This window comes from Arenibacter algicola, from assembly GCF_018860365.1.
Lineage (GTDB): Bacteria > Bacteroidota > Bacteroidia > Flavobacteriales > Flavobacteriaceae > Arenibacter > Arenibacter algicola_B.
Window position 1 is genome coordinate 322,624 of the sequence record NZ_JAHKPO010000018.1, and the last position, 24,520, is coordinate 347,143.

The window sequence follows — 24,520 nt, forward strand, 5'->3', positions numbered from 1 at the left end:
GTTCGATTGATTTTTATCAATGATAGTTGTTTAGGGTAAATAGGGATTAGGTCACCAATCGCCAAGGTTTCCGAGGTTTTCTGGACAAAAGGCCATTGGCCTCAGAATCTCCAATAAATTTCTCCTTTTCCGAATCCCAATTGAGTTTTCTTCCCAATCTGTATGAAATCAATCCCAAGTGCATGGGCAGAGTCATGGTGCGGGCATAGGCCAGATTTGATTCAGGTTGGGTTCTCGACTTTACGGCATCCACAAAGTTTTGTTGGTGCCCCGGAGAGCGGATAATGCTTTGTGGTATTTCCGGGATATCGGTCATAGTTTCACCATTGATGGTGATTTCACGGGAATTGTAATCACAAATTAAACTCCCCTTGTCTCCTTCAAAATAGGCGCCTATTCCTCGCTCTGCGGCACCAGGAACATTTGGAGGTTCACTGGTCCAATAAAGATTTAAACCGTCGAACTCATAATCGATTTCGATCCATTTTGGCGTGTCGGCGATGCCTTCGGCTTTTTCCCCTCGGGCAACAATACTTTTTAGACCCTTGGGTTGCAAGGCCCAAAAGGCAACATCGGCAATATGGCACCAGAAATCGGCAAAGAAGCCTCCTGAATAATCCAAGAAATAACGATATGTAAAGTGGCATTTCTCCGGCATATAATCTACATAGGGTGCAGGTCCCAGCCACATATCCCAATTAAGACCTTTGGGGATGGCCACACTTTTAGGATTGCCCAAATTTGGTGGTGCACCTGTTTTCCATAAACGAACCGTGTGTACATTACCAATGGCGCCCGACTTTATAATTTCTACCACGCGATGGTAATTATCGGTAGCATGAATCTGCGTTCCCATTTGAAAAATACGGTCGTGCTTTTCCATATTTTTGAGCATCATTTGCCCTTCTTTAACATCATAGGACAGTGGTTTTTCACCGTACACATCCTTTCCTGCCTGAAAAGCCAAAGTTGCGATCTGTGCATGCCAATGGTCCGGGGTAGCACAGGTGATGGCATCAATGTCATTACGGTCCAGAATATTTCGAAAATCCCCATAGCCTTTCACCTTTTTTCCGGGCTGAAGGGTTTCCATTGTTTTTAGACTGCTTGCCAGATGTGATTCGTCTACATCGCAAAGCGCAACCACATCCACTTCGGGCAGACCGCTGAACCATTTCATATGGTTGTTGCCCATTCCGCCCACGCCAATATGGGCAACCCTTAGGCGATCGCTAGGAGCAATCCTACCGTAGGCCGAAGGCAATAAGGTTAGGCCCAATAGGCCTAAACCACTTTGTTTAATAAATTCTCTACGATGTTGGTCTTTTGATTTCATTTACGATTAGATTGGTTCAATTAAATATTGGAAAGTCCATGACCAAATCTTTGGGGCCCGATCTATCTTAGTTCTTCAGCTTCGCGAATAGCCATTCTTTTTTCAATTCCTTTTGTTCAGGGTAGTGCCAATGTTGTGTTTTTTGAAAAAGATGTAGTTCCTTTGGTGCAGTCATTACATTATAAGCGGAATAAGTTGAGGCAGGTGGACAAACATTGTCATTATACCCCCAACTGTACCAACCCGGTACTTTTACGAAGCGAGCAAAATTTACAACATCATAATACTTGGAAACTTCTATTTTCTCTGTTTTGTTGGTGAATTCGTCCACGAAAATCTGAGGCCAACCTCCGGCACGCCCATGTAAAAATCCGGTCATATCGGATAGGGCAGGATAAAAGGCAGCCAGATAATCAATTCTATCATCCAAACTTGCAGTCACAATGGAAAGCGCACCGCCTTGGCTACCACCGGTTACCGCAATATCTTCGCCATTAAAATCATCCACACTTTCTATAAAATCGACCGCTCTAACGCAACCGAGATATACACGGCGGAAGTAGGCATTATCCCTATCATCCAAATTAAAGGTCTGGTAACCGTTTAGGGGCCCTCTGCTAAGATTGTCATAAACGCTTTGATCCAAGTTTACGGGAATGCCGTGAATACCAATGGTAAAAGAGATAAAACCTTCCGCAGCTTCGTCAATTTCCCCAGAATAGGGTCTTATTCCAGCACCGGGCACATGTAGGATGGCGGGATATTTTCCTGCTTTTTTGGGTTTGGTAAGAATACCATAGATTTTACCTTTTATATTGTCCAATTGCACATGGTATACATCTACCTTGTCCGTGCAGCGTTGAGGCATCAAGGTCAGTACCGCGTTCATGGGTACTTGATTCAATTCTTCCTTGCCTTTATTCCAAAACGCCTCAAAATCCTTCGGTAAAGTGGTCGTGGGCTGTATTTTGTCTGGTGCAAAACCTACCGTGGTATAGGAAGAATACTCCTTACCATCTACTTCAACGGTTGCTGTGCAACGGAGAAATCCCGGTTCGGTGAATTTTTTGGCCTTAATTTTTGTGGAATTGTTTCTAAGGGTACGTGTGCCCTCATCCCAAATTTTTAAGGTTCGGTACCCAGGGTCGGGCTGGACAGTGTACTTAATTTCGATATCGTCTAAGAGAACATTGTTTTTATAAACTGAAATAGTAAATTCTGCCTGTTCCCCAATAGAATAGGTCCAATCGGTATGGTTGGGGCTTACAATAACTTCTACTAGTTCTTGGCGGGGTTGTGCAATTAAATAAGTGCTAAAAAGGAGAAAGCACGCAAGGGAAGTGAAAATTTTCATTTTTAATTTTTTGGTTTAATTTGTGTTCAACATTGTAGCAATGCGGTGAGCATGCCTATATTTTAAGTGGAAGAAATTGGTAATGATTCCCTACTACTGTAGAAAGATAGTAAATTAGGTGGAATTTTAGTCCCTAAATGCACTAGACCCCACAATGTGAGGTCTAGATTTTTATAAGTTTTTAGAAAATGTCCGTTTTAGGACCCGGATTCTTCCATTTCCATGATGAGATTGGCGATCAATGCTGTCCAGCCCGTTTGGTGCGAAGCACCTAGCCCTTTACCATTATCGCCATCAAAAAATTCGTAAAAGAGATGTTGGTTCCTAAAGTGCTCATCTTTTGAGAAAAGTTTATTCTTATCATCAGCATGATACTGGAATTTGCCTTCCGCATTATGTTCAAAAAGTTTCACCAATCTCTTGGTGAGCTCATTGGCGATTTCCTTTAAATTTAGCTTAACACCGGATCCCGTGGGGAACTCGTACTGATAGGTTGGCCCATAAAAGGTATAGTACTTTCGCAAAGATTGAATGATCATATAATTCAATGGCATCCAGATGGGCCCTCTCCAGTTGGAGTTGCCCCCGAACATATTGGAGCGACTCTCACCAGGTTCGTAGTGAATGGTATAATGACCGTTATGAGCGAATATAAAAGGATGATCTTTATGGTATTTTGAAAGCGAACGTATACCAAAGTCTGAAAGAAATTCATCTTCGTCCAAAAGGCGCTTCAAGAGTTTTTCCAACCTATAGGCACGCATAATAGAAAACAGATAATTACCTTCTGGATTGGCCTCTTCAATATTGGAGATCAGGGAAGCGAGATCTGGCCTAGTACGAACAATTTCGGCTGCCCTAATCTTAAATTCCTTCAATTGTTCAAAGAGGTCCTTATGAATGATCTCAACGGCAAACATTGGAATTATACCTACCAAGGAACGCACCTTCAATCTACTTGTTGCCCCATTGGAAAGTTCAACCACGTCATAATAAAAATCGTCCTCATCATCCCACAGTGAGATATCTTTTTTCCCAATATGGTGCATGGCCCAGGCAATATTCAGGAAGTGCCTGAAGAATTTGGCCGCCGACTCCTCATATACTTTATTGGTCTTGGCCAATTCCAGTGACATACGCAGCATATTCACGGTAAACATGGCCATCCAACTGGTGGCATCGGCTTGCTGCATTCTGCTAACCCCTTCCGGCATATGATTACGGTCGAACACTCCAATGTTGTCCAGTCCCAAAAATCCACCTTCAAAGAGATCCGTACCATGTTTGTCTTTTTGGTTTACCCACCAAGTAAAATTGATGAGTAGTTTTTGAAAAGCATTTTCCAAAAACTTGGTATCCCCTGTACCGTTCCTTTGTTTGTCCTTTTCATATACATTCCATACCGCCCAGGAATGGACAGGAGGGTTAACGTCGCTAAAGTTCCATTCATAGGCAGGAATTTGTCCGTTCGGGTGCATATAATTTTCCCGCAGTACCAAGAGCAATTGTTCCTTGGCAAAATAGGGGTCTATTTCTACAAAGGAAACCATGTGAAAGGCTAAGTCCCAGGCCGCATACCAAGGATACTCCCATTTGTCGGGCATAGATATTACATGCCTATTGGTAAGGTGCTGCCAAGTAAAATTTCTAGCGGCCACACGGAAAGGTTTTGGTTCCCCTGGTCCTCCAAAAAGCCATTTAAAGACATCATAATAATAGAATTGTTTGGTCCACAACAAACCTGAGAAGGCACTTTTGGCTATCTTTTGGTGGGTTTCGGGCAAGTTTTTCTTTAGTTTGCTATCATAAAATTCTTCACATTCTTTTATCCTTTCCTCAAATATAGCATCAAAATCTGCCCAGGGATCTTGCAATTTCTTTTTACTGAGACGTACCCTTATACTCTTTTCTTCACCGGCCTTTAGCTTAAATTTGTGCCAGATGGCCGATTTGGAACCATTCTTTTCAGGGTTAACGGTGCGCTTGCCGTTTACTACATGATCGTTTATACCATCCTTAACATAGTCTACCTCATTGGCAACATTATAAATTCGCTTATTGTTGGTCTCGTTTTCACAAAAGAGTTGATCGCCATTCTCGTGATAAAGGTAGTGTCTACCGTTTCTTATACTTCTGGACTGCAAGCAGTTGTCTGCAACGGATTTAATGGAAGGACGTTTAAATCGCTTATTGTGCTTCCAGAAATTTCTGAACCAAAGGTGTGGCAGCACATGTATATTGGCCTTTCTGCGGCCTCTGTTGACCACCGTGATTTTCATAAGAATATCTTCCACGTCCGCTTTGGCATATTCAATATAACAATCGAAATAGGCATTGTTATTAAAAGATTTGGAATCCAACAACTCATATTCCATATCCTCCCGGCTACGAATGTTGTTATTGACAAGTTCTAGATATGGAAATTTTTTATGTGGATACTTATACAGGTATTTACAGTAAGAGTGGGTTGGGGTGGACATCTGATGAAAGTAGAGCTCCTTAACATCTTCTCCGTGATTACCTTGATTATTGGTAAGGCCGAACAATCGTTCCTTTAAAATTTCATCCTTGCCGTTCCAAAATGCAGGAGCCAAACATAATATCTCCCTGGAGTCGCAAAAGCCACCTATTCCTTCTTCTCCCCATCTATAGGCGTTGCTACGGGCCTTGTCATGACCTACAAAATCCCATGCATGTCCATGTTCGCTATAATCTTCCCGAACAGTACCCCATTGTCTTTCTGCCAAATACGGACCCCATTTTTTCCAGTGTTTGTAGGTATCGGGAACAGCAAGTCTGTCTTCCTCAGCAATTTTCGGGGTAAAATGTGCCATTGAGATATTGTTTTTGTGTCTTAAATAGAATTAAACCATAGATGTTTAAAACCGGAATGTTATATAGTTATCGATAAATATTTAAATAGCTATTTTTTCATTCGGGTATAATTGTAAAAATAAGACTAATTACTTCAGTTGGTAATTAAACCTTTCAATATTACCTAATTGTTATTTTTATGGATAATCTTTTGTTATCCCATTAAAAAAAACGATTCAAATTAAAGAAGTCATATTAGATACACTCGTGTGGATTGGTAGTGTATTCTTAATATTAAGAATTGCTTTAAGGTATTCTTATTGTTAAAGCTTTGGGATACTGTAAACTTTTCCTTTTTTTTAGTGAAGATTTTATGGGAAGATTGGCCTAATTTTAGGATCACCCCAATAACGGCAATGATGCGCAAACAGTTTTTCTTAGTCGGCAACTATATCAGCTGGAATTTTGGTTTGCATTGCGTCTTCAATTTTGTCCAGAAGGGCTTCCGGTTCAAAAGGTTTGAAAATGAAACCGTTCATTCCACTTTCGATAATTTTGCTCTTTACCTCCATAAATACAGAGGCGGATAAGGCCATAATTGGAGTATCTGTATTGAATTTTCTTATTTCTTTGGAAGCCGTATATCCGTCCATTATGGGCATCTGAATATCCATAAGTACGGCGTCATAATCATTTTCCCGAACCTTGTTTACAGCCTCTTGTCCGTCATAAGCCACATCAACGACAAGGTTGGCCTTTTCCAATATTTGCCTTCCCACCATAACATTGATCTGATTGTCTTCTACCAATAGAATTCTTTTTCCCTTTAGATCATGTTCTTTTTTCTGGGTGGCTTGTTCCAGTTCCTCGTTGGAGGCCAATTTTAACTCCAAATCAAAATTGAAGCTACTGCCAACACCAGGTTCACTGTTAATTTTTACTTGGGACCCCATGGCTTCCACTATACTTTTCACAATGGGCAGCCCTAGGCCGGTTCCACCATACAAGCGATTTGTGCTGGTAGAGGCTTGGGTAAACGCCTGCCAAACTTTTTCATGCTGATCCTGAGCAATGCCAATACCGGTATCCTTTATTTCTGTATGCAAAAGGACAGTATCTGCAGTTTCGTTCAATTTTGTGATCTTCAGGGTTACACTTCCTTCATCGGTGAACTTAATGGCGTTGGAAACTAGGTTGTTTATTACCTGGTTAAAACGTACTATATCTAATTGAACGACAGGAAGGTCATCATCAATTTCCAGTTCCAGGGTAATGCCTTTACGCAAACAACTGGGCTCATGTATCTTTTTAATTTGTTTTACTGCCAACATAATATTGGTAGGAATCGGATCCAGGCTAATTGTCGTGGATTCCATTTTGCTAAAATCCAAAACATTGTTTAAAAGGTTCAGCAAAATCTTCCCCGAATAATTCAATGCTTCTATATTCTGTTCCTGATCTTTTCGTGGATTGGAATCCCCCAATATGTGAGAGAGGCCGGTGATAGCATTTAAAGGGGTCCGTATCTCATGGCTCATCATGCTCAAAAATCTGGATTTGGCATTGGATTCCTCTATGGCTTCTTCCCGCTGGCTGTGGATGCTGGAATAATATTGCGCATTTATGTAAGAGAAATAAATTAACTGATAGGTTACCAATAAAATGGTTGTGCCAATGGAGATGGGATAAACGTACTTACCGGCCAATTCAGGATCCATATGGGTATTGGTAAACAGATCAAAATTGGTGTAATATAGGAGAAACCAAAGCATCATTGAAAGTCCGGAAAATATCACTATAAAGAGCCTTTCCCTTCTAAAGGAAAAGGTTACAAATGGCAATGCCAGGGCAAACATTAAAATAAACTCAACACTACCTGCTTTTCCAATAAATGAAGCAGTGAGGGTAACACTTAGGTTAAAGGCAATCAGGTAAATGACGCGGGCAATGGTTAGGTTGCCTTTTTTTGAAACAAGCGCAGAAATGATAAACAATGGTATTGTGGCCCCTATAAAATAGCTTAAGTCCCCTATATCCAAGCTTTTGGCTATAAAAAACCAAATTGTAGATATAATGGTTGTTAATAATGATAAACAGAAGACCAGTTTTACTCGTCTTGAAGAGAATTCAGCCATTGATTATAATAGATTAATACAAAATATTAATACAATTAGTATTCGAAAACACCATATTCGCACTAATTATAGAGTTCACTTTTCTAGAACGACTATTTTTATAGAATATTATAAGTAAATTCTTACATTTTTAATTTGAATACAAATTAGTGCTGAACCACAAATTTTGGGAGTTGTTGGTCATCTTGCCCAAATGAATATATATTTAGATTTCCTCAATGACAGATTTTCCTTTGGATTTATTGCCACTTGTCCATTGCCAATTTTCATAAAGTCTAATTTTTCCGTTCGACAGAATCTCCGGTCTTGAATTACAGACCCCTGTCATGATTTCGCCATTACTGTTTATTTGATGATAACGCATATCAATATTCCCGTCCGGGTCTACCAAACCTATCAAATGTCCTTTTACAATTTGCCCACCCTCATATTCGGAAGTCAAAATATTGCCCTTTTGCCAATATTCAAAAATAGTTTCATTGGTAGTTTCCCCGTTTTCCGAGTTTTCAACGATCCTGAATTTTTTGTTGTTATAGTTCATGGGCTCTATTGGTTTGTAAATGTGTGTTATTTTAATATTTAAGTAAATTATTTCGTACCATTTAAGTATCCCACAAAAGGTATTCCCTGCACTCAATCCCCCTTGGTATACACTATTTTTCCATCAAAAATGGTCATGGCTATCCCAGTGTTTAAGAGTTCTTTTTCTGGGACCTTCATTATATCCCGGTCATATATCGTAAAATCGGCCAATTTGCCAATAGTTATAGAACCTTTAATGTCTTCTTCAAAGGCACCATAGGCTGCATCCAAGGTATAGGATTTAAGTGCTTGCTCCCGAGTCATCCTTTCGGCTGGCTCATAACCTCCGTCAGGGGTTCCTTGTAAGGTTTTTCGGGTTACACTCGCATATAAACTGGCAATTGGGTTTAATGGTTCCACCGGTACATCGGTGCCATTCACAATGGGGATACCACTTTTCAACAGGCTTTGCCACATATAGGCACCTTCCTTGATTCGCTGTTCCCCTAAACGGTCAATGGCCCAGGACCTATCAGAGGACATGTGTATAGCTTGCATGGCAGGAATAACCTGCAATTGGGCAAAGCGGGGAATATCGTCTGGATGCAAATGTTGAGCATGCTCTATCCGGAACCTGTGATTGGTTGCCAATTGGGGCAATTCAGCAAAGGCCGATTCGTAGCGGTCCAGCACTTCCCTGTTGGCCCTATCGCCTATAGCATGTGAGCATACCTGAAAACCGTACTGTAATCCATTAAGCGCCGTCTCTTCTACAAATTTCATAGGGAGGGTTTCGTGGCCAAAATGTCCAGGTCTATCCGTATAGGATTCCAACAACCAAGCCCCTCTTGAACCCAAGGCACCATCACAATTTAATTTAACGGAACGGATCGTCACTAAATTATCGGGATCTATCATAGGTCCTTTTTTGTACCATTCATTGAGCAACTCTTTATCCCAACCTGTTAGCATACCGTATAGGCGAATTTTCATTTTATCCTTAGCCTTCATTTCTTCGTACAGTGTAATGGTCTCCCTGTCTATGCCCGCATCATGAAAACCGGTAATACCATTTTTATGGCAGGCGGCAACCGCCATTTCAAATGCCTTGATGTTTTTTGCAGGGGTGTTCTCCGGGATATGTTTTGTAATAAGGCTTTCGGCGAGCTCATTGAAAATACCCGTAGGTCTTCCCATAGCGTCTCGCATTACCTCGCCACCCTCAACCTCAAATTTGCTTATTCCTTCCTTGGATAATTCCAATAGACCGGCGATTTCCATGGCCTTGGCATTGGCAAAACCTGCGTGACCACTGGCATGCCCAAGGTAAACAGGATTGTCCGGGGAAATTGCACTAAGTAAATCATGAGTTTGAAAGCCATTTACTATTTCTGAAGGCATTTCTTTCCATTTGCTTTGATGCCAACCTCTACCTATAATCCATTCTCCTGGTGCTGCTGTTTTGACCCTCTCGGCTACGGCATCTACTATTTCTTGATAACTGGTGGTGTTATTTAGATCCAAATCCAATTCATTATACCCCAATCCCATAAAATGGCCATGCCCTTCTATTAATCCCGGGGTCATGGTTTTGCCCTCCAGATCCAAAAGTTGGGTCTGGTCGCTTTTGTATTGCTCGGCTTCGGCCAGGCTACCAGCAAATAGTATGGTGTTGCCTTTCACGGCTACTGCTTCCACCATGGGTTGGGTAGTATCTACGGTATAAATATTTCCGCCATAAATAAGCATGGTTGCAGATTCTTTTACTGTTCCCTTACAGGAGGGAAAAAGGAGGGAAGTTATAATCGCTCCAAGGAATAGCGAGATTCGTAATGGCATAATATTCTTTTTTTGAAAGCTGAATTTACAATTTTAAGAGGTTAATCAATCCAACGTTAAAAGGAAATGTTTTTAAAAGTAAAAATAATTTAGTTTAGTAAACTAAGTACGAGCCCATAAGACTTGGGAAGTAAACTGATTTGCACTTTCTTCTTAGTCACCCTTAATGTACTGAAATTCAATTTCATCTTCTGGAAGATCTGCTTTCCTTATAAAGTTAAGTCGCTCAAATAGTTTTACGGCCCTGCTGTTTTGTTTGGTCGTAATCGCTATAACTTTTGTAAGCCCAATAGTGTTAATTCCAAATTCGGCTGCAAGTTTCACTGCCGTTGTCATAATACCTTTTCCACTGAATTCAGGTTTTAAAACGCAACCAAGTTCTCCAATACCATTGTCAAAACCACGATAATAGCCTATTGTTCCCATTATTACATTCGTTCGTTTGTCCGCAATGCCCCAATGAATTGACGAACCGTTTTCATAGTCCTTGTTTATTTCGTCTTGCATTGCTATTGCATCCCCAACCGTTAAAGCTGGTTGGGAGTTATAATACGATATTTCAACAATGTCTTTAATATCCTCAATTTCAACTTGCCGTAGAACAAAGGTGTCGGAATTGATTTGTGGAAATATATAGTATGGAGGTAGTTTCATTTTTTTTTGTTACCAAGAAATTCTCAAATTTTTGATTTTGGTATGTAGTCAATGGACTTGTTGTTTCTGTTTACTTGCATCTACTATAGGTTCCTTACTAGTTGTGATTTATCACATCTAATTTACGAAAATTCGATGCATTGTGTTTATTGTTGATTGATATAAAAGGGTGATATAAGCACTAGGGCAAAGATATCCCTCTGTACAATTTATAGTGATTGTATTTAAATGTCATTTCCCCTTGTTATAAAGAGGAATTATTAATTTTAAAGGCGCGGAATTGTGATAATGGCCGACCATCCACCACCTGGAGCCATTTTTGCAATGATTTTGGATTCCCTATTGACTTCCATTGCATCTATTTTGTAGTCTTCTGCATAGCGGTTGGCATTTATACCATCCCTATACACCTCCATTTTATAGTTCCCTTCTTTTAAGAACGAAAGATCCAATTCCAAATCCCTAGATGTCCAATCGGTCATAGCCCCAATATACCATTTATCACCCTTTCTTCTGGCCACCGCAATATAATCGCCTATTGCGCCGTGAAGCACAATGGTCTCATCCCATATTGTTGGAATTTGTGTGATGAAGTCTACGGTCTCCTGTTCTTGATAATACCTTGAGGGCGCTTCGCAAAGCATTTGTAGGGGAGCTTCATAAACCACATACATAGCCACTTGATGTGCCCGTGTCCCCATGCTCATTGGTCGCTTGCCGCTAATGCCAAAATTGGCTTTTTGTCTATTGCTCATAGCGCCAGGGGTATAGTCCATTGGGCCTGCAGCCATCCGGATAAAGGGGATGGTCACATTATGCTCGGGAGTAACATCTTTGCTCCATTTATTATTTTCACTACCTTTTACACCCTCATAGTTGATAACATTGGGATATACACGTCTTAAGCCCGAAGGTTTGAACGAACCATGAAAATCAACCAACAATTCCAGTCTAGCACATTCTCTTGCTATTTGCTCATAGGAATTCACCACATATTGGTCACTGCGCTGTATAAAATCGATCTTAATTCCTTTCGCACCCCAACTTTTGTAGGTTTCAAGGATTTCAACAAGGTTGGCCTGGAGGGGTTTCCATAGCGTCCAAAGAATAATGTCCACGCCCTTTTCTTTTCCATACCTAATCAATTCAACTACGTCTATATCCGGATTAAAATCGAGAATTTCTGTAGTGGATTTTGTCCATCCCTCATCCAGTATTATATATTCTATATTATTGGCAGAAGCAAAATCAATATAGTATTTGTAGGTAGCGGTGTTTAGTCCTGATTTAAAATCGACACCATAAATATTATTGGCATTGTACCAGTCCCATGCCACTTTGCCCGGTTTAATCCAATCCGTGTTTTTTATGGCCTGTGGTCTCGATAACTGATAGGACAAGTTGCTCTCTACAAAGGTGCGGTCGTCATTACTAATAATAAACACTCTCCAAGGATACTCCCTATTACCTGATACTTTTGCGATAAAATCTGCTTCCGTGGTAATTGTTTGGTTACGATCGGGCTGTGCTTTATCATCTACTGCCTCTAGGACAAATTTTGGAAATATGGCATCTACAGAGGTATTCCCGTTCCCTCTCATAAACATGCCCGGGTAATCATGAAGGGCTGTTTCAGTGATCAAAACCTTCGCTTTATCGGTCGTAAAAACTACCGGCAAGCTGCAAAATTCATCAGTTGTGATGTCTGTTACTAATTTGTCCAAATAGGAACGTTCATTATGGGAGTACATACTATCTTCTTGCGGAAAAAAGGATTTTGCTCCCTCCGGAAACGTGAACATGGCCTTTTCTGATATTACATTTCTTCCCCTCTTATTCTTGTCTATAAATTGATAGGCAACACCATCATTGTACGCCCTAAATTTGAGCTGATATTGCCCCTTGAAGGTAATTGCCAATTGAACATATTCATCCTTAATTTCAGCGTCTTTATGGGGTATTGCAGGGTAGATCATGGAAGAAAACTCTTCTATAATATGGTCTTTGACCCTAGAATTTACCCCAAAATCTTCCCCAGTGGAGAAATCCATTCCTATTTTAGCTTCTTTGATCAAAATATTGCCATCTAGGGAAGCAGACCAGGATATTCCACCATCGACCTTAATATTAAGCTCTATGTTTTTGTCCGGGGAATTGATTTTAAAATTTTGTGAAAACGTTTGCTGAACAATTGAGAATATGGAAAGTAAAAGAAGTGTTCTAATCATCATAATTCCAGAAGATTTTTTCGATGGTTTTAGGTTATAATTAACACCGAGGGTGTTCCAGACAAAGAACCGGGTTTACGTACTAATTTTCAATATTTAACGGACATTTATTTTAGCAATAATGTGGCCATTATTTCAACAATTGCTGTTTGGAGAATTTATCTAGCTTCCATTGCATTGAGCCAATTGGTAATTACTGTTAAATACTCCGGTGTTAATAATTGAAAATAAGGAAATTCATTATTAACGGATGTCATAGAATGTGATGTGTTTTTTAAAGTAATGACCTTATAATTATTTGAATTGGATTTACTAATTACTTTTTCGATGGTTTTGTAACTATCCATAGGAATTATTTCATCCGATAATCCTTGAATCACCAATATGGGCTGTGTTATTTTCTCAAAATATGGTAGTCCACTAAAATTCAACTTATAATCCTTTTGCACACCCTCCTCAGGAATCCATATATGCTTAAGCCAATCTTCCTTACCGTTTTCATTTTTTATCGTAAGCAATGATTCGTATGAAATATTGCCTGCGAGATAATCATACCCTGCTTTTTGAACATTTAGAGCCCGATCAATATTAGCTTTTCCCAACATATCGTAGTTCAAATTTCTCCAATGGTTCAAATCGCTTTCCATAAGGGTTCCACTGGGACAGCTGATGGAAATCCCAAAACCCAAATCGGGCACTTTAGACAAGATATAAGGTATCTTTATACCTCCCTGACTACTTCCTTTAATACCAATTACCGATAAAGGCAGTGAGGATATTTTGGAGAAGAATTCCAAGGCATTGATATCATCGATACAAAGTTCTTCAATGGTTGCGGATTGCCAATCTCCTTCAGATTTGCCAGTTCCACGTTTATCATAATTAAAAACTGTGTACCCTAAATCCGCAAAGTATTGGGCTTCGGCATTGGTGCCACTTCGGTCATTTCCTTGAGAGGAAGTCACGTAAAACAAACCCTTTTTTATTGGATTTTTAGGCTTCCATAAGGTACCATGAAGCTTCAGGGTATTGGAAACAAAGATTAATTCCTGTTTTTCAATTAGGTCCGATTCTTTTAAATTATCAGGGGTCAGCTCGGTCTCAAAAGTGTTTAATAATTTTTCTGTTTCATTGGAATAAACCTTTAACTGTCCTTTGAAGTTCCGATTGTACGGCAAGAACTTGTATTCATAGGTATAATAATCACTGATCACATAAAAATTGAGGGAGTCTTTGTCATAAGTTGTGTTTTGACAGGGTATTTCAAAAGCATTCATTTCCATACTTGAAAAAAATACCCTTGTTTTACCTTCAATCGGCGCAAGTTCTATTTGATAATTAAAGCTTGTTTTTCCATGACTAATATTACCTTTAAAAGACTGGCCCTGTAATGTTGTCATGAAGCCGACAATTACTAAAAATCCGAAAAATCTCATATTTATTTACTTTATAAACTTGTAAAAGTTAAGTAATAGAGTAACGGGGAACTTTGAAATGCAAACCGATAATATCGGTACAGAGACCATTAATTTCCTTGGTCCAATTTATATATATTAAATTAGGTAGATGTTGTGTTCAAAAGTCAAAAGACTAGTGACTTTCAATTAGACTTTTCTACAAAATTATTTACCTAAGGATGGGCGGATTTTTTAATTGGAATAGATATTAAAAAATTGTTTCGTATCCTTAATATCATTGATTCCCAAAATCCAACAAACTTCAGAGAGGTCCGAAAAGTCCATACCACCTTGTGAAATGGCCTTATTGTTGTAGCGCCCATCTTTTCCGTTATATTCATTTGAAATTTCAATAGCGAGTTCCCAAACTTCAATCAATTTTGGATTTGTGATTTTATCCTTCCACTGGGTGTATTCTGCTGACAGAAACCCAGGTGTCCCATTACCAACGACATTGCCGTCCGGTATTTTATGATAATCGGTGTTTTTCTTTACAAATTCAAGATCCTCTGGAGAGGTAGATTTTTCATTCCAATCAGAATGTTGTACCACATGTATATTTTCGGAGGTGTTTATTTCTGGTAAATTGGCTTGAATGGATTTAATAAGTTCTGCGGTAAAATCTGATTGGCCCGCCTCAGCTATCCATACATCACCTTTATTTAAAAGGGTTGTAGTAATTTTGGACTTTACTTGTTCCACTGCGGTTTGTGTATTATTATGTGCATCCGTCCAATTGTCTTTAAAAGCCAGTTCCATTAATGGATTGGGAGGAACGTATAAGCCACTCTGAATACCATAGGTGCCTGCAACGGCGTGATAATTAATTTTAGAAAAATTGGGATCGGACATGAGGGTAAAAAAGGCAGCTATAGTATGCAGGTCATCTACATCGGTTTTACAATCATACTGAACTAATAGGAAGTCCTTTTCTATATTGAAACTGCCCGCTTGCAATGCGCCATTATCCAAGTCATTATTTTTGCAGGACAATAATATTATCGCTATAATAATTAATGTTCTAGATACCATTTTCAACCATTTTAATTAGTTCCAATTTACGTTTTTTTGACGAGGACAAGTTCTTGTAAGCCAAATTTTTATTCTTTATATTATTGTTTCTCAATAATATAATCGGCAAAATAGTTTTGAGAATCTGTGATCTTACCAACAATTTTTAGCCCCGTATGTAAACAGATGGTCTGAATGACAGTGTCGTCGTATTTTCGTGAAATTTCGGTGTGTATCTTCTCTTCCTTTTTAAAAGTGACTTTCATGTCCAAAACTTTAATCTCCACCTCTTGATTCACAATACTTTTAATTGCGCTTTTGGCTACCCCTTCCTCTTCGTCATACATAGGAGTATGTTCAAACAAATCGGTGTTAAAATCGGCATCCAGTTCGCTGTTTATTCTGCTTAATAAATTTAGGTTAAATGCACTGGTTACACCCTGACTATCGTTGTAAGCAGGTAGCACAATGTCCTTACTTTTCTTTAGATCTACCCCAAGTATAATTTTATCGCCTTTGGATAAGTTTTCACTAAGATGGTTTAGGAAGGCATTGGCTTCAGTATTTTCCATGTTTCCAATGTTAGAGCCAAGGAACAGTACGACTTTAGGAAGGGGAGAGGGCTTTAATTCATGAAGGATATGAAAATAGTCCCCTAGTTTGGGGCTTATTTTTTTCTTTGGAAATTGCCGTTGGATATTTTCTTCGATTTGATGTAGGGCTTTTGCGGAAATATCGATTGGGGTGTACAGGTATTGAAAATTGCAGGTGTCCAATGCTCTAAGCAATTCAATGGTTTTGTACCCATCACCAGCACCAAGCTCGATAAGGTCGAATTTTTTTTCAGTGGTGAGTCCTAATAGTTCAATAATTTCAGAAGCTTTCTTTTGAAAAATTTCAAACTCTGCATTAGTCAAATAATACTCGGGCAATTTCATTATTTCAGAAAACAGTGCAGAACCCTTTTCGTCATAAAAATATTTTGAGGACAGCCTTTTAGGGGTTTTACTTAGACCCTCTTTAACATCGATGGCGAATTGTTTGTTCATTTTGCTAATCGTATTCCGGTATATTGCCATTGGGCACTTGGGTGAAAAAAATTGCGATAAGTGGTCCTGCTATGTTTTGGTGAAGTAGCCATGGAGGCACCACGAAGCACCATTTGATTAATCATAAATTTGCCGTTGTACTCGCCAATAGCACCATCGGCTTTTTTAAAACCAGGGTAGGGCAAATATGCACTATTGGTCCATTCCCAGCGCTGCCCCCAATTAAGTTGGCCTGAAGCTATTTCCCACTCAAATTCTGTGGGCAAACGCATGCCTTTCCATTCAGCAAAAGCCATGGCTTCATAAAAACTTACGTGTTTTAAAATGTCGTTTTCGTTTATTTTCTGAAATCCTTTTAAGGTATAATGCATCCATTGGCCATCTACCTCATGCCAATACAAAGGCATTGAAACTTGGTTTTGCTTTAACCATGTCCAACCTTCATCCAACCACAAATTAAAATCTGTATAGCCGCCAGCTTCAATAAACTCAAGGTACTCGCCGTTGGTTACCAAGCCTTTTTGAATCTCAAAATCGTGCAAAAATACTTTGTGGACTCCCAATTCATTATCAAAACAAAAACCTTCTCCCTGGTAACCAATGGTGTATACACCTTCTGGGATTTTCACACTACCTGTTTCTATATTCCTTTCTTGGTCCAGTAAACTAGTGTCGGAATCATAGGCAGGAAATAGTGGGTTTTGTCCAAACATGTATTTGATATCGCTCAGCAATAACTCTTGATGTTGTTGCTCGTGATGCAGGCCTAAAGTGACCAATTGAACCATGTCGGCATCCAACTTTTGATGCAATAATTGCCACATGGCAGTATCCACATATTGTCGGTAAGCATAAACTTCATCGATAGTCGGTCTGGTAAGGTTACCGCGTTTCGCCCTTAAGACCCTATCTCCTGCATTGTTATAATAACTATTGAACAAGAAGGGAAAATCCTTATTGAAAAGCTTATAATTCGGGAGATGGGGAAGCAGCACAAAGGTTTCAAAAAACCAACTGCTATGTGCCAATTGCCATTTTGCCGGACTGGCGAATTCGGCAACCTGCACCACATAATCCTCGGTTTGGAGTGGTTTGCAGATCTGCTCCGTAAAAGTACGAACTTCTTTGTACTGGTCCAATATATCCATTATTCAAGTCCTTTTTTATCTGGATTCCAGAAGGGTTTGGTTTTGATTTGTTTGGTTTCCCAATGCAGTTCCTGTCTAAAAAACCGGTTCAAGGCCACACAAAGTCTACTATCGCCTGCTATGTATGCCATTTTTTTACCCTTAAAAGTAGAGACTTTTTCTCTTACCATGGTAATAATATCTTCGGAAGGGTTTTCTGGCAATTCGTAAAAATCGAATGGTAGGGTACCGTCAACATCAGGAAACAGGTCTTGTTTATCTTGGCTGTACAAAATGCTTTCCACCTGTTTGTCCTTGCCTATATTTCTACGAATCATATAAAGGTGTGATAGTGCAGAGAGGTCGCCTACCATCATGTAGCTATCTGCAGAATCTTCCGCTAAAAAGTTGCCCTTTTTGGTTTTAAAATAAATCTTTTCGCCCACATTGCATTCTTTTATCCATTGACTGCCAATACCATTGCTGTGGGTAGCAATGGCTACATCTATATACGACTTGTCTTTGTTGATATCCCAAATGCTATAGCTTCTCATTTTGTCCTTTAGCGACAATTCGTCTTTGCCAATACCGAGTCCCATACGTAGGAAAGAACCGGGTATAAAGTTGATCTTGCCTATGGTTTCGTTTTTTAGACGAATTTTAAAAGCCGCCTCGGAAAGCTTCACTTTTTCAGTGATTAGGGCATCTTTTAATACTACGGATTTTAATATGGACTCAATTAAACTCATGCTTTTGTTTTTATGAATGCTTTTTATGATAATTCTCTATCATGGCCAAAGGCGATTTATGTGGTCTTCCGACAGCTTTTTCATAATCTGAAACCACCTCGTTGGCACCATTTCTAATGCCTTCATAAATACCTGCAATGATAGTTCCTAGGAATTCTCCCAAGGCAGCCTGGCGTTCTTTTTTATAGTCTTCAACGGAAACTGTATTATACTTTAAATTGGTTTTATACACCTGATTGATATATTCCGCCAATTGAGTTTGGGTAATGGCTTCTCCAACAAGATTTAGGGTTTGTCCGTTAAGCCTATCATTTAAAAGTAGTTGTGCGTAGGCAAAACCCAATTCTTCACGACTGGTATATGTACATTTTCCGTCTGCTGCACAATTAGTAATGCTTCCTTCTTTTACATAGGTGTCCATATATTCCAAGTCGGGTTCAATATAAATGCCGTTTCTGCCAATAATCCATTGTAAACCAGAGTTGCGCACATCTTCTTCCGTTTGGCGATTGCTTTGCACCACCGGACTAAATGCCGTATTTTTTTCATCGCCTACAATACTGGTGTACACTATTTTTTGAACTCCATTTAGCTTTGCGGCTTCAATCACGTTACGGTGTTGCTGAATTCTCTTTTGAGGTTGGTCCATTCCCGAAACCAGTAACAATTTATCAACTCCTTTTAAGGCTGTATCAAAATCTTCACGACTATTGTAATCGCCTTTTCTCACTTCCACACCTAGGTACTTCGCCTTTATAGGTGTGCGTGCAATGCCTATTACGTTTTCTTTACCAATTTCCTGAATCAATGCTTTTGCTATTGAAGCCCCTAATTGTCCGCTAACGGATGTTACTGCAATTTTCATGAGTTATATTTTTTTAATTTGTAATCGATATGCCATAATGCTTTCTTTAATAGGGGTTATTCTTATAATAAATCCCAAGCCAACAATTACCGCATAGATCAGCCAGGTTTTATCTAAAAGAGCTACATGAAGTAAACTCAGAATTATGGCAACATACGCCAAACTTTGCAATTTTTTCCACTTCGTCTTTAATCGTTTCATGGATTTTCTATTGGATGTATACAACAATGGTAGCAATATAAGTACCGCTATAAAGCCAGCAATGTAGTTGGCTTGGGTAAATGTTTCCAAAAGACCTTCGCCCCATACAAAAATGATGAAGTGCAGGATGCTCCATACCGCTGTAGCTATACCCATGGCTTGGCGTACAAAAAGGTTATTGACCCCAAATAGTATAAAGAAGGGGGTACAAGTAAGAACAGCTGTCATCCAACGTATTGCAAATTCACCGGAAATATGATACAACATTTCCAAAGTGGATCTTCCTTCACTACCAGCACCTTCAATCAAGCTAATGGACAACCCATTGGAAAATTCGACATTAAACATACCAAAAATGATAAATAGGGGCAAGATGGCCAAAACGGCCACAATCATCCACCCGTAGTTTCGTTTTATAAAATTCATTCTATTTGTTTGTCGTTAAAACTTCCAATTCCTTTTCTAAGGATTCGGCTTTTTCCTTAAATTTTTCCACTGCCTTTTTAAGCTGAGCTACTTTTTTAAAGACTTCGGCATCTTGAATGGCTTCAAAAGTAAGCTGGCCATCTATTTCTTTTATTTTGGATTTGCCCCCACAGCTTGGGCAATTGGCTACTTGACTCATAGTTGTTTTTTTACAAAATTGCCATCGATTTGGCTATTTAAAAAGGTGAATGTATAAAGGATAATGGTGATTCTGAAACCGCCTATAAAACTGTTATAAGGCGCTTTTTTCCAAACTCTTCTCCAATTCATAAGAATAGGATAGGTAATAGTTTCTTGCTGGAGCATTTATTTGCTCTGCCGCCAAAGCTCTTAAAAGCGCTATCTTAACTTTTGTGACTTTAACTTTTTCATAGTCTGTTTTTAGTAGATAGTCGGCCAACTCTAACCCCCACTGGTAATCACTTTTTTCTAATGCTTGGCTCAGTTTATGAAACATTTTTTCCTCTCCGCCTGCCAATTCAACCATATGTTTGGCCTCTTGTGATGAAGAAAGGGGATAAAGGTTGGTAGGGTTACCATCAAACCAGCCTACATAGTGCAAAAATATAGAACGAACGCCCCATGGCACAGACCCGTAAAACTCCTGTAAGTTGGGTTGCTCTATTAACGAATCTGCCAACCTTACGCTGTCAACGGTTTGTTGTAGCGTATAGCCCTTGTTCATGGCATCTATGGTTTGTTGGTATACACTTAAAATAGCTGTTGAGTAGTTTTTTAAATTGCAATGGACAAGAGTTTTTCCTGAAACAGGACGGGTATGCCCCGGTACAAGGTATTCCACTGGGTAGGTACTCATTTTTTGAATGGATTCGCCCCATGATTTTACATCCCTATATTGCGAACCCCGAATAGCATAAAGGTTTGGAAATGATTTGTAGTAATTATCTCCGGCAAATAATGTTTTCAGATCGGGAATCCAAACAAAGAGCTCGTCATTTGTTTCCCCATCAGCGGCATGCAATTCAATATCTATGCCGGCCAGGTTAAGGGTTATAGAGTCTTGAAATGTAAGGTTAGGTGCAATATACCCTTTTCCGGCCCTATCAGTTGGAGTAATACCTGGGGCCACACCTCTGTTAATGATATCTTTAGCAGGTAAATCGCGCCCAAATTGACGTATGTTTCTCTGTTTTAATATAGGCTCTACCGGTGAGTGCTCCTCTAACTCATCCTTAAATCCCTCCCGCGCAATGATCTTTACGTCTTTGTTATTGCCTGTAAAAGCTGATGTGCCCCCAGTATGATCCAGATGGCCATGTGTATAAATTAAAGCTTCCACAGGTTTATCGGTTATATTCCGGAACTCTTCCGCTACCTTTTCCGCTGCACCCAAGGCACGTAGCGCATCAATGATCACTACCCCTTGTTCTCCAATAACCATAGAGGCATTGGAACCATCATAGCCTACGGCCACATATACCTTTTCGTTCAATTTGATGATTTCTGGAATAAATTCGGCATTCTGACTTTTTAATTTGGTGATATTCGGATGTTCTTCATCCTGCACTTGGGATGTATTATGTTTGGGTGAATTTTGACATGCCTGCATCAAAATAATTCCCAAAATAAGCAAAGCACCTTTTATAATTGCTTGGTTCCTGACTGTTTTAAAGGAGTATGTAACCGCTATTTGACTTTTCAATTTGTTCATATTAATAGATTTAATTTGAAGACTTGTTTAATTCCTTACAAAATTCGCAATAATAGAAACCTTTGGAAAGGTGAATGTTTTGATAAAAATGGTAAATGTGAAACCAGAGTTTTATCGGCTTCATAAATGGAATAGGAGCAGGGTTGTTTTTTTTGGAATAGTGTAAATGATAGTCGACAAAAATTTATCTTACTAAATCAAAGTAACAACGCGGAAAATCTTAGGGTAAGAATGGTAAATACGGGACCACATTTTTATATTCCCGCTTTAAATTGTTTGGGCGTAGTGCCAGTATGTTTTTTAAAGAATTTGGTAAAATTGGTCACTTCATCAAAACCCATGGCATATCCTATTTCCTTTAAACTCGAACTTGTACTGGCTATGGCCCTTTTTGTTTCAAGCGTTACAAAATCATCAATAAAATGTTTGGCAGTGTTCAAGGTAAATTCCTTTACGATCAGGTTCAAATGTTTGGTAGAAACCTGTAGCATTTTTGCATAGTCCTTTACATTCCGGGTTAGGGTATATTGTTTTTCTACCAAATTCTTAAAATCAAGAAACATAGAATAATGCTGATGGTTCTGCTTTGGCAGTTGGGCAGAATCTGTAAGTCTTTCCAATCTTAGCAGATATAACTCTAGAATGGCGCCTACAATGTTCCTTTGGGCGTAGGTGTTTTCTGCCTCCAATTCAACCAGTGTCTCCTCTATGAAAGCTTCATTTAAATTACTTCCTTCCACTAGTGGCTTGGAAATATGATAATTGTAGAGATGGGAAATAAACTCGATGGAAGATTTGGAAAAATAATTCAGGACAAATTCCTCGGTAAACAAAATAAGGAATCCATCATAATTAGGGTTTTCCTGAAAGGCATGTACTTGACCTTTGGCTATTTTTAAAACCGTCCCTTTTTTTAACGGATACTCCTTCAGGTCAATTTGATGACTTCCTACGCCGTTGGTAACAATCAACAAGGCAAAAAAGCTGACCCTATGTGGCAAGTGGGGATTATGTTCCAAACCTGCCTTAATTTTGGCAAACAACTTGGATAGATGAAGGAACTCGAATTCTTTTTCGTTTTCTTCGCTCTCGAATGATATGTTGGGGATTGTATTCACAGGGTTGAGTAAATGATGGATTTGGTATTAATGATTCCCAATATAGGAAATATTCATAATTGCTCAATTATGGCCTTGAACTCTCTTGCCATATCCGGGGGCAGGTAATGCTTTGATACATGGTATTGGTATAAATCGCAATTGTATTTTAACCAAATGGTGTCCCAATGACGTGAAAGACTAGATCAAAGGTAATATGTGACATAATAGCGATTAATAATCCCCGTTTCCAAAATATCCACCCGAATGTTGACCCTGTTATTAAGTTTCCTATCATTGTTGTACCAATAGTAAAAGGCGTTGGCTCCACAAAATTCTTTGACAATGGTAGATGAACAAGGCCAAATACTATTGCTGAAATTATAATGCCAGTCCAGATCATTTTATTCGACGGATTTTCTGCCTTTTTCAAAAATTGAATGACCGTAATTATTAAAGACATCAAACCTAACCTAAATATTATTTCTTCGCTAATTCCGGCCGAGAAGGACACTAGGGCATAAAAGGGTTTGGATGGGCGTGTTAGTTTATGCGAAACTGGATAAAACTCTTTTTGCACTTCAAATAATCCCAATAGTAGTAAGGCTACGAGTGTTGCTAATAACAAACTTGAAAGTAAGGCTTTCCAATGTAATGTTTTGTGCGTAGGCTCCTTGGAAAAAAAACTGGCCAGTAGAGGAGCTCCCAGATTGGCTCTTGATGAAACCCATAAACCAATAAAAATCAATATTGTACCCAAAACAAGACTACTAATGCCAATGGTCAACAGTTCATCATAAATTGATCCCTTCAGATTAAGGTTTGCCAAACCGGCCTCCAATTTCAATCGTTTGACTTCCCTACTAAAAGGTATGTTTATCAAGGAACCAAGTATGAAGAGAATTAGTAAGGTTATTGCAATTTGCCACCGATACCTTTTCTTCCCTTCCTTGCCCTGGACGATTGATAATGTAAAAAAATCCTTCAATTAACTTTGGTTGCCCTAATACAGGTTTATGTTAAATATGAGTGTTATGTAAATATACATGCAGCACTTTAATTTTTCAATATTATATTTTCAATGGCATAATTATCCGTCCTGTTTTGCACATGTTTGGAGTTTTCCAGCATTACTACTTTTTTTAACGAAGGAAAAATCTTTTTGGCGCGTTTTAGCATTTTCGCACCTGGAAACATAATATCCTTTTTAGCGGCAAACAGGGTGATCGGAGTACTTATTTGTAAGGCCTCTTCTTTAGTTATAACGGGAACAGGAGTAAAATCCATTCTAAATTGAATAAAGACTTTTGCCAAATATTTAAGAGCAAAATTATCTGGCTCGGTAAATAGGGTTTTTAAAAAGTTTTCAAGGTATTTGACCTTTTGGGTTTTTATATAAAGCTTCATAGGAAGAAACACCCTGAATAATAAAATTAGTGGATTTCCATTGACTATAAAAGCAGGGGCCGACAAAAATACTTCTTTGATATTTTTTTCATTCTGAATCAATGTTTTAAGTATGATCAGTCCCCCAAAGGAAAAACCGGCCATGGTAACATTATTAAGCTTTAGCTGATTTATAATATCATTGATCCATACGCCATAGCTATTGTCTTTCATACTCAATCTAGTTTCTGCGCTTTTATTTGGTTGGGCAAGAACATCTATGGCAAATACTTGAAAATCTTTATACAGATTGGGATAAGTTTCCAATGCAATGGGAGCACAGCCATTGGAACCGTGTATCAACAAAATAGGGGGTTTTGTTGAATCTCCTGTGACGATAATATTGGTTTTCCCAAATTCAGTATTAATAATTTTGTAATTATAATCTATGTCTAAATCCTTTATTTTTTGCTCATAAAGATTTATAATCTCTTTTTGACCTATTTCGGATTTGTATAATGATTTCATTTTGTAATTT

20 protein-coding genes are annotated in these 24,520 nt (G+C 38.9%); all 20 read right to left on the reverse strand.

The window, feature by feature from the left end; all coding sequences use genetic code 11:
* Positions 1-46: 46 nt before the first annotated feature.
* Complete coding sequence (locus KO529_RS16935) at positions 47-1,336, reverse strand: Gfo/Idh/MocA family protein (protein WP_215949047.1); 1,290 nt, start codon at positions 1,334-1,336, stop codon at positions 47-49.
* 67 nt (positions 1,337-1,403) lie between these two features.
* Positions 1,404-2,690, reverse strand: a complete 1,287-nt coding sequence (locus KO529_RS16940; protein ID WP_215949048.1) for an acetylxylan esterase — start codon at positions 2,688-2,690, stop codon at positions 1,404-1,406.
* Positions 2,691-2,887: 197 nt separating this feature from the next.
* The gene (locus tag KO529_RS16945; RefSeq protein WP_215949049.1) at positions 2,888-5,524 is read right to left on the reverse strand and encodes an MGH1-like glycoside hydrolase domain-containing protein; all 2,637 of its coding nucleotides are present in this window, start codon (positions 5,522-5,524) and stop codon (positions 2,888-2,890) included.
* Between the two features lie 417 nt (positions 5,525-5,941).
* Positions 5,942-7,639, reverse strand: a complete 1,698-nt coding sequence (locus tag KO529_RS16950; RefSeq protein WP_215949050.1) for a response regulator — start codon at positions 7,637-7,639, stop codon at positions 5,942-5,944.
* Between the two features lie 205 nt (positions 7,640-7,844).
* Positions 7,845-8,180 (reverse strand): n-acetylglutamate synthase, encoded by a 336-nt coding sequence (locus tag KO529_RS16955; RefSeq protein ID WP_215949051.1) that lies wholly within the window; start codon positions 8,178-8,180, stop codon positions 7,845-7,847.
* A 92-nt stretch (positions 8,181-8,272) separates the two neighbouring features.
* A complete protein-coding gene (locus KO529_RS16960) occupies positions 8,273-10,000 on the reverse strand; it encodes an amidohydrolase (protein WP_252734445.1) in 1,728 nt (575 codons plus the stop codon).
* Positions 10,001-10,153: 153 nt separating this feature from the next.
* Positions 10,154-10,654, reverse strand: coding sequence for a GNAT family N-acetyltransferase (locus KO529_RS16965; protein WP_215949052.1), 501 nt, complete (start codon positions 10,652-10,654; stop codon positions 10,154-10,156).
* Between the two features lie 266 nt (positions 10,655-10,920).
* Positions 10,921-12,885 carry a glycoside hydrolase family 97 protein gene (locus tag KO529_RS16970; protein ID WP_215949053.1) on the reverse strand — a complete coding sequence of 655 codons (1,965 nt, stop codon included), beginning with the start codon at positions 12,883-12,885 and terminating at the stop codon, positions 10,921-10,923.
* A 155-nt stretch (positions 12,886-13,040) separates the two neighbouring features.
* A complete protein-coding gene (locus KO529_RS16975; protein ID WP_215949054.1) occupies positions 13,041-14,282 on the reverse strand; it encodes an alpha/beta hydrolase family protein in 1,242 nt (413 codons plus the stop codon).
* 249 nt (positions 14,283-14,531) lie between these two features.
* Entirely contained in the window at positions 14,532-15,371 is an 840-nt protein-coding gene (locus KO529_RS16980; protein ID WP_215949055.1) for a hypothetical protein, read from the reverse strand.
* An 80-nt stretch (positions 15,372-15,451) separates the two neighbouring features.
* Positions 15,452-16,399, reverse strand: a complete 948-nt coding sequence (gene egtD / locus KO529_RS16985) for an L-histidine N(alpha)-methyltransferase (protein ID WP_215949056.1) — start codon at positions 16,397-16,399, stop codon at positions 15,452-15,454.
* Entirely contained in the window at positions 16,396-17,547 is a 1,152-nt protein-coding gene (egtB, locus tag KO529_RS16990) for an ergothioneine biosynthesis protein EgtB (RefSeq protein ID WP_215949057.1), read from the reverse strand. Before egtB ends, egtD begins: the two co-directional genes overlap by 4 nt.
* The gene (locus KO529_RS16995; RefSeq protein ID WP_215949058.1) at positions 17,547-18,275 is read right to left on the reverse strand and encodes an FAD-binding oxidoreductase; all 729 of its coding nucleotides are present in this window, start codon (positions 18,273-18,275) and stop codon (positions 17,547-17,549) included. Before KO529_RS16995 ends, egtB begins: the two co-directional genes overlap by 1 nt.
* 10 nt (positions 18,276-18,285) lie before the next feature.
* Positions 18,286-19,140 (reverse strand): NmrA family NAD(P)-binding protein, encoded by an 855-nt coding sequence (locus KO529_RS17000; protein WP_215949059.1) that lies wholly within the window; start codon positions 19,138-19,140, stop codon positions 18,286-18,288.
* A 3-nt stretch (positions 19,141-19,143) separates the two neighbouring features.
* Complete coding sequence (locus KO529_RS17005) at positions 19,144-19,767, reverse strand: ferric reductase-like transmembrane domain-containing protein (protein ID WP_215949060.1); 624 nt, start codon at positions 19,765-19,767, stop codon at positions 19,144-19,146.
* Between the two features lies 1 nt (position 19,768).
* Positions 19,769-19,966 carry a hypothetical protein gene (locus tag KO529_RS17010; protein WP_215949061.1) on the reverse strand — a complete coding sequence of 66 codons (198 nt, stop codon included), beginning with the start codon at positions 19,964-19,966 and terminating at the stop codon, positions 19,769-19,771.
* Between the two features lie 93 nt (positions 19,967-20,059).
* Positions 20,060-21,499, reverse strand: coding sequence for an alkyl/aryl-sulfatase (locus KO529_RS17015; protein ID WP_215949062.1), 1,440 nt, complete (start codon positions 21,497-21,499; stop codon positions 20,060-20,062).
* A gap of 254 nt (positions 21,500-21,753) precedes the next feature.
* On the reverse strand, positions 21,754-22,617 hold the full coding sequence (locus KO529_RS17020) for an AraC family transcriptional regulator (RefSeq protein ID WP_215949063.1): 864 nt from the start codon (positions 22,615-22,617) through the stop codon (positions 21,754-21,756).
* Positions 22,618-22,765: 148 nt separating this feature from the next.
* A complete protein-coding gene (locus KO529_RS17025) occupies positions 22,766-23,356 on the reverse strand; it encodes a CPBP family intramembrane glutamic endopeptidase (RefSeq protein ID WP_215949064.1) in 591 nt (196 codons plus the stop codon).
* A 296-nt stretch (positions 23,357-23,652) separates the two neighbouring features.
* Positions 23,653-24,510, reverse strand: coding sequence for an alpha/beta fold hydrolase (locus KO529_RS17030; protein WP_215949065.1), 858 nt, complete (start codon positions 24,508-24,510; stop codon positions 23,653-23,655).
* Positions 24,511-24,520 lie beyond the last annotated feature (10 nt).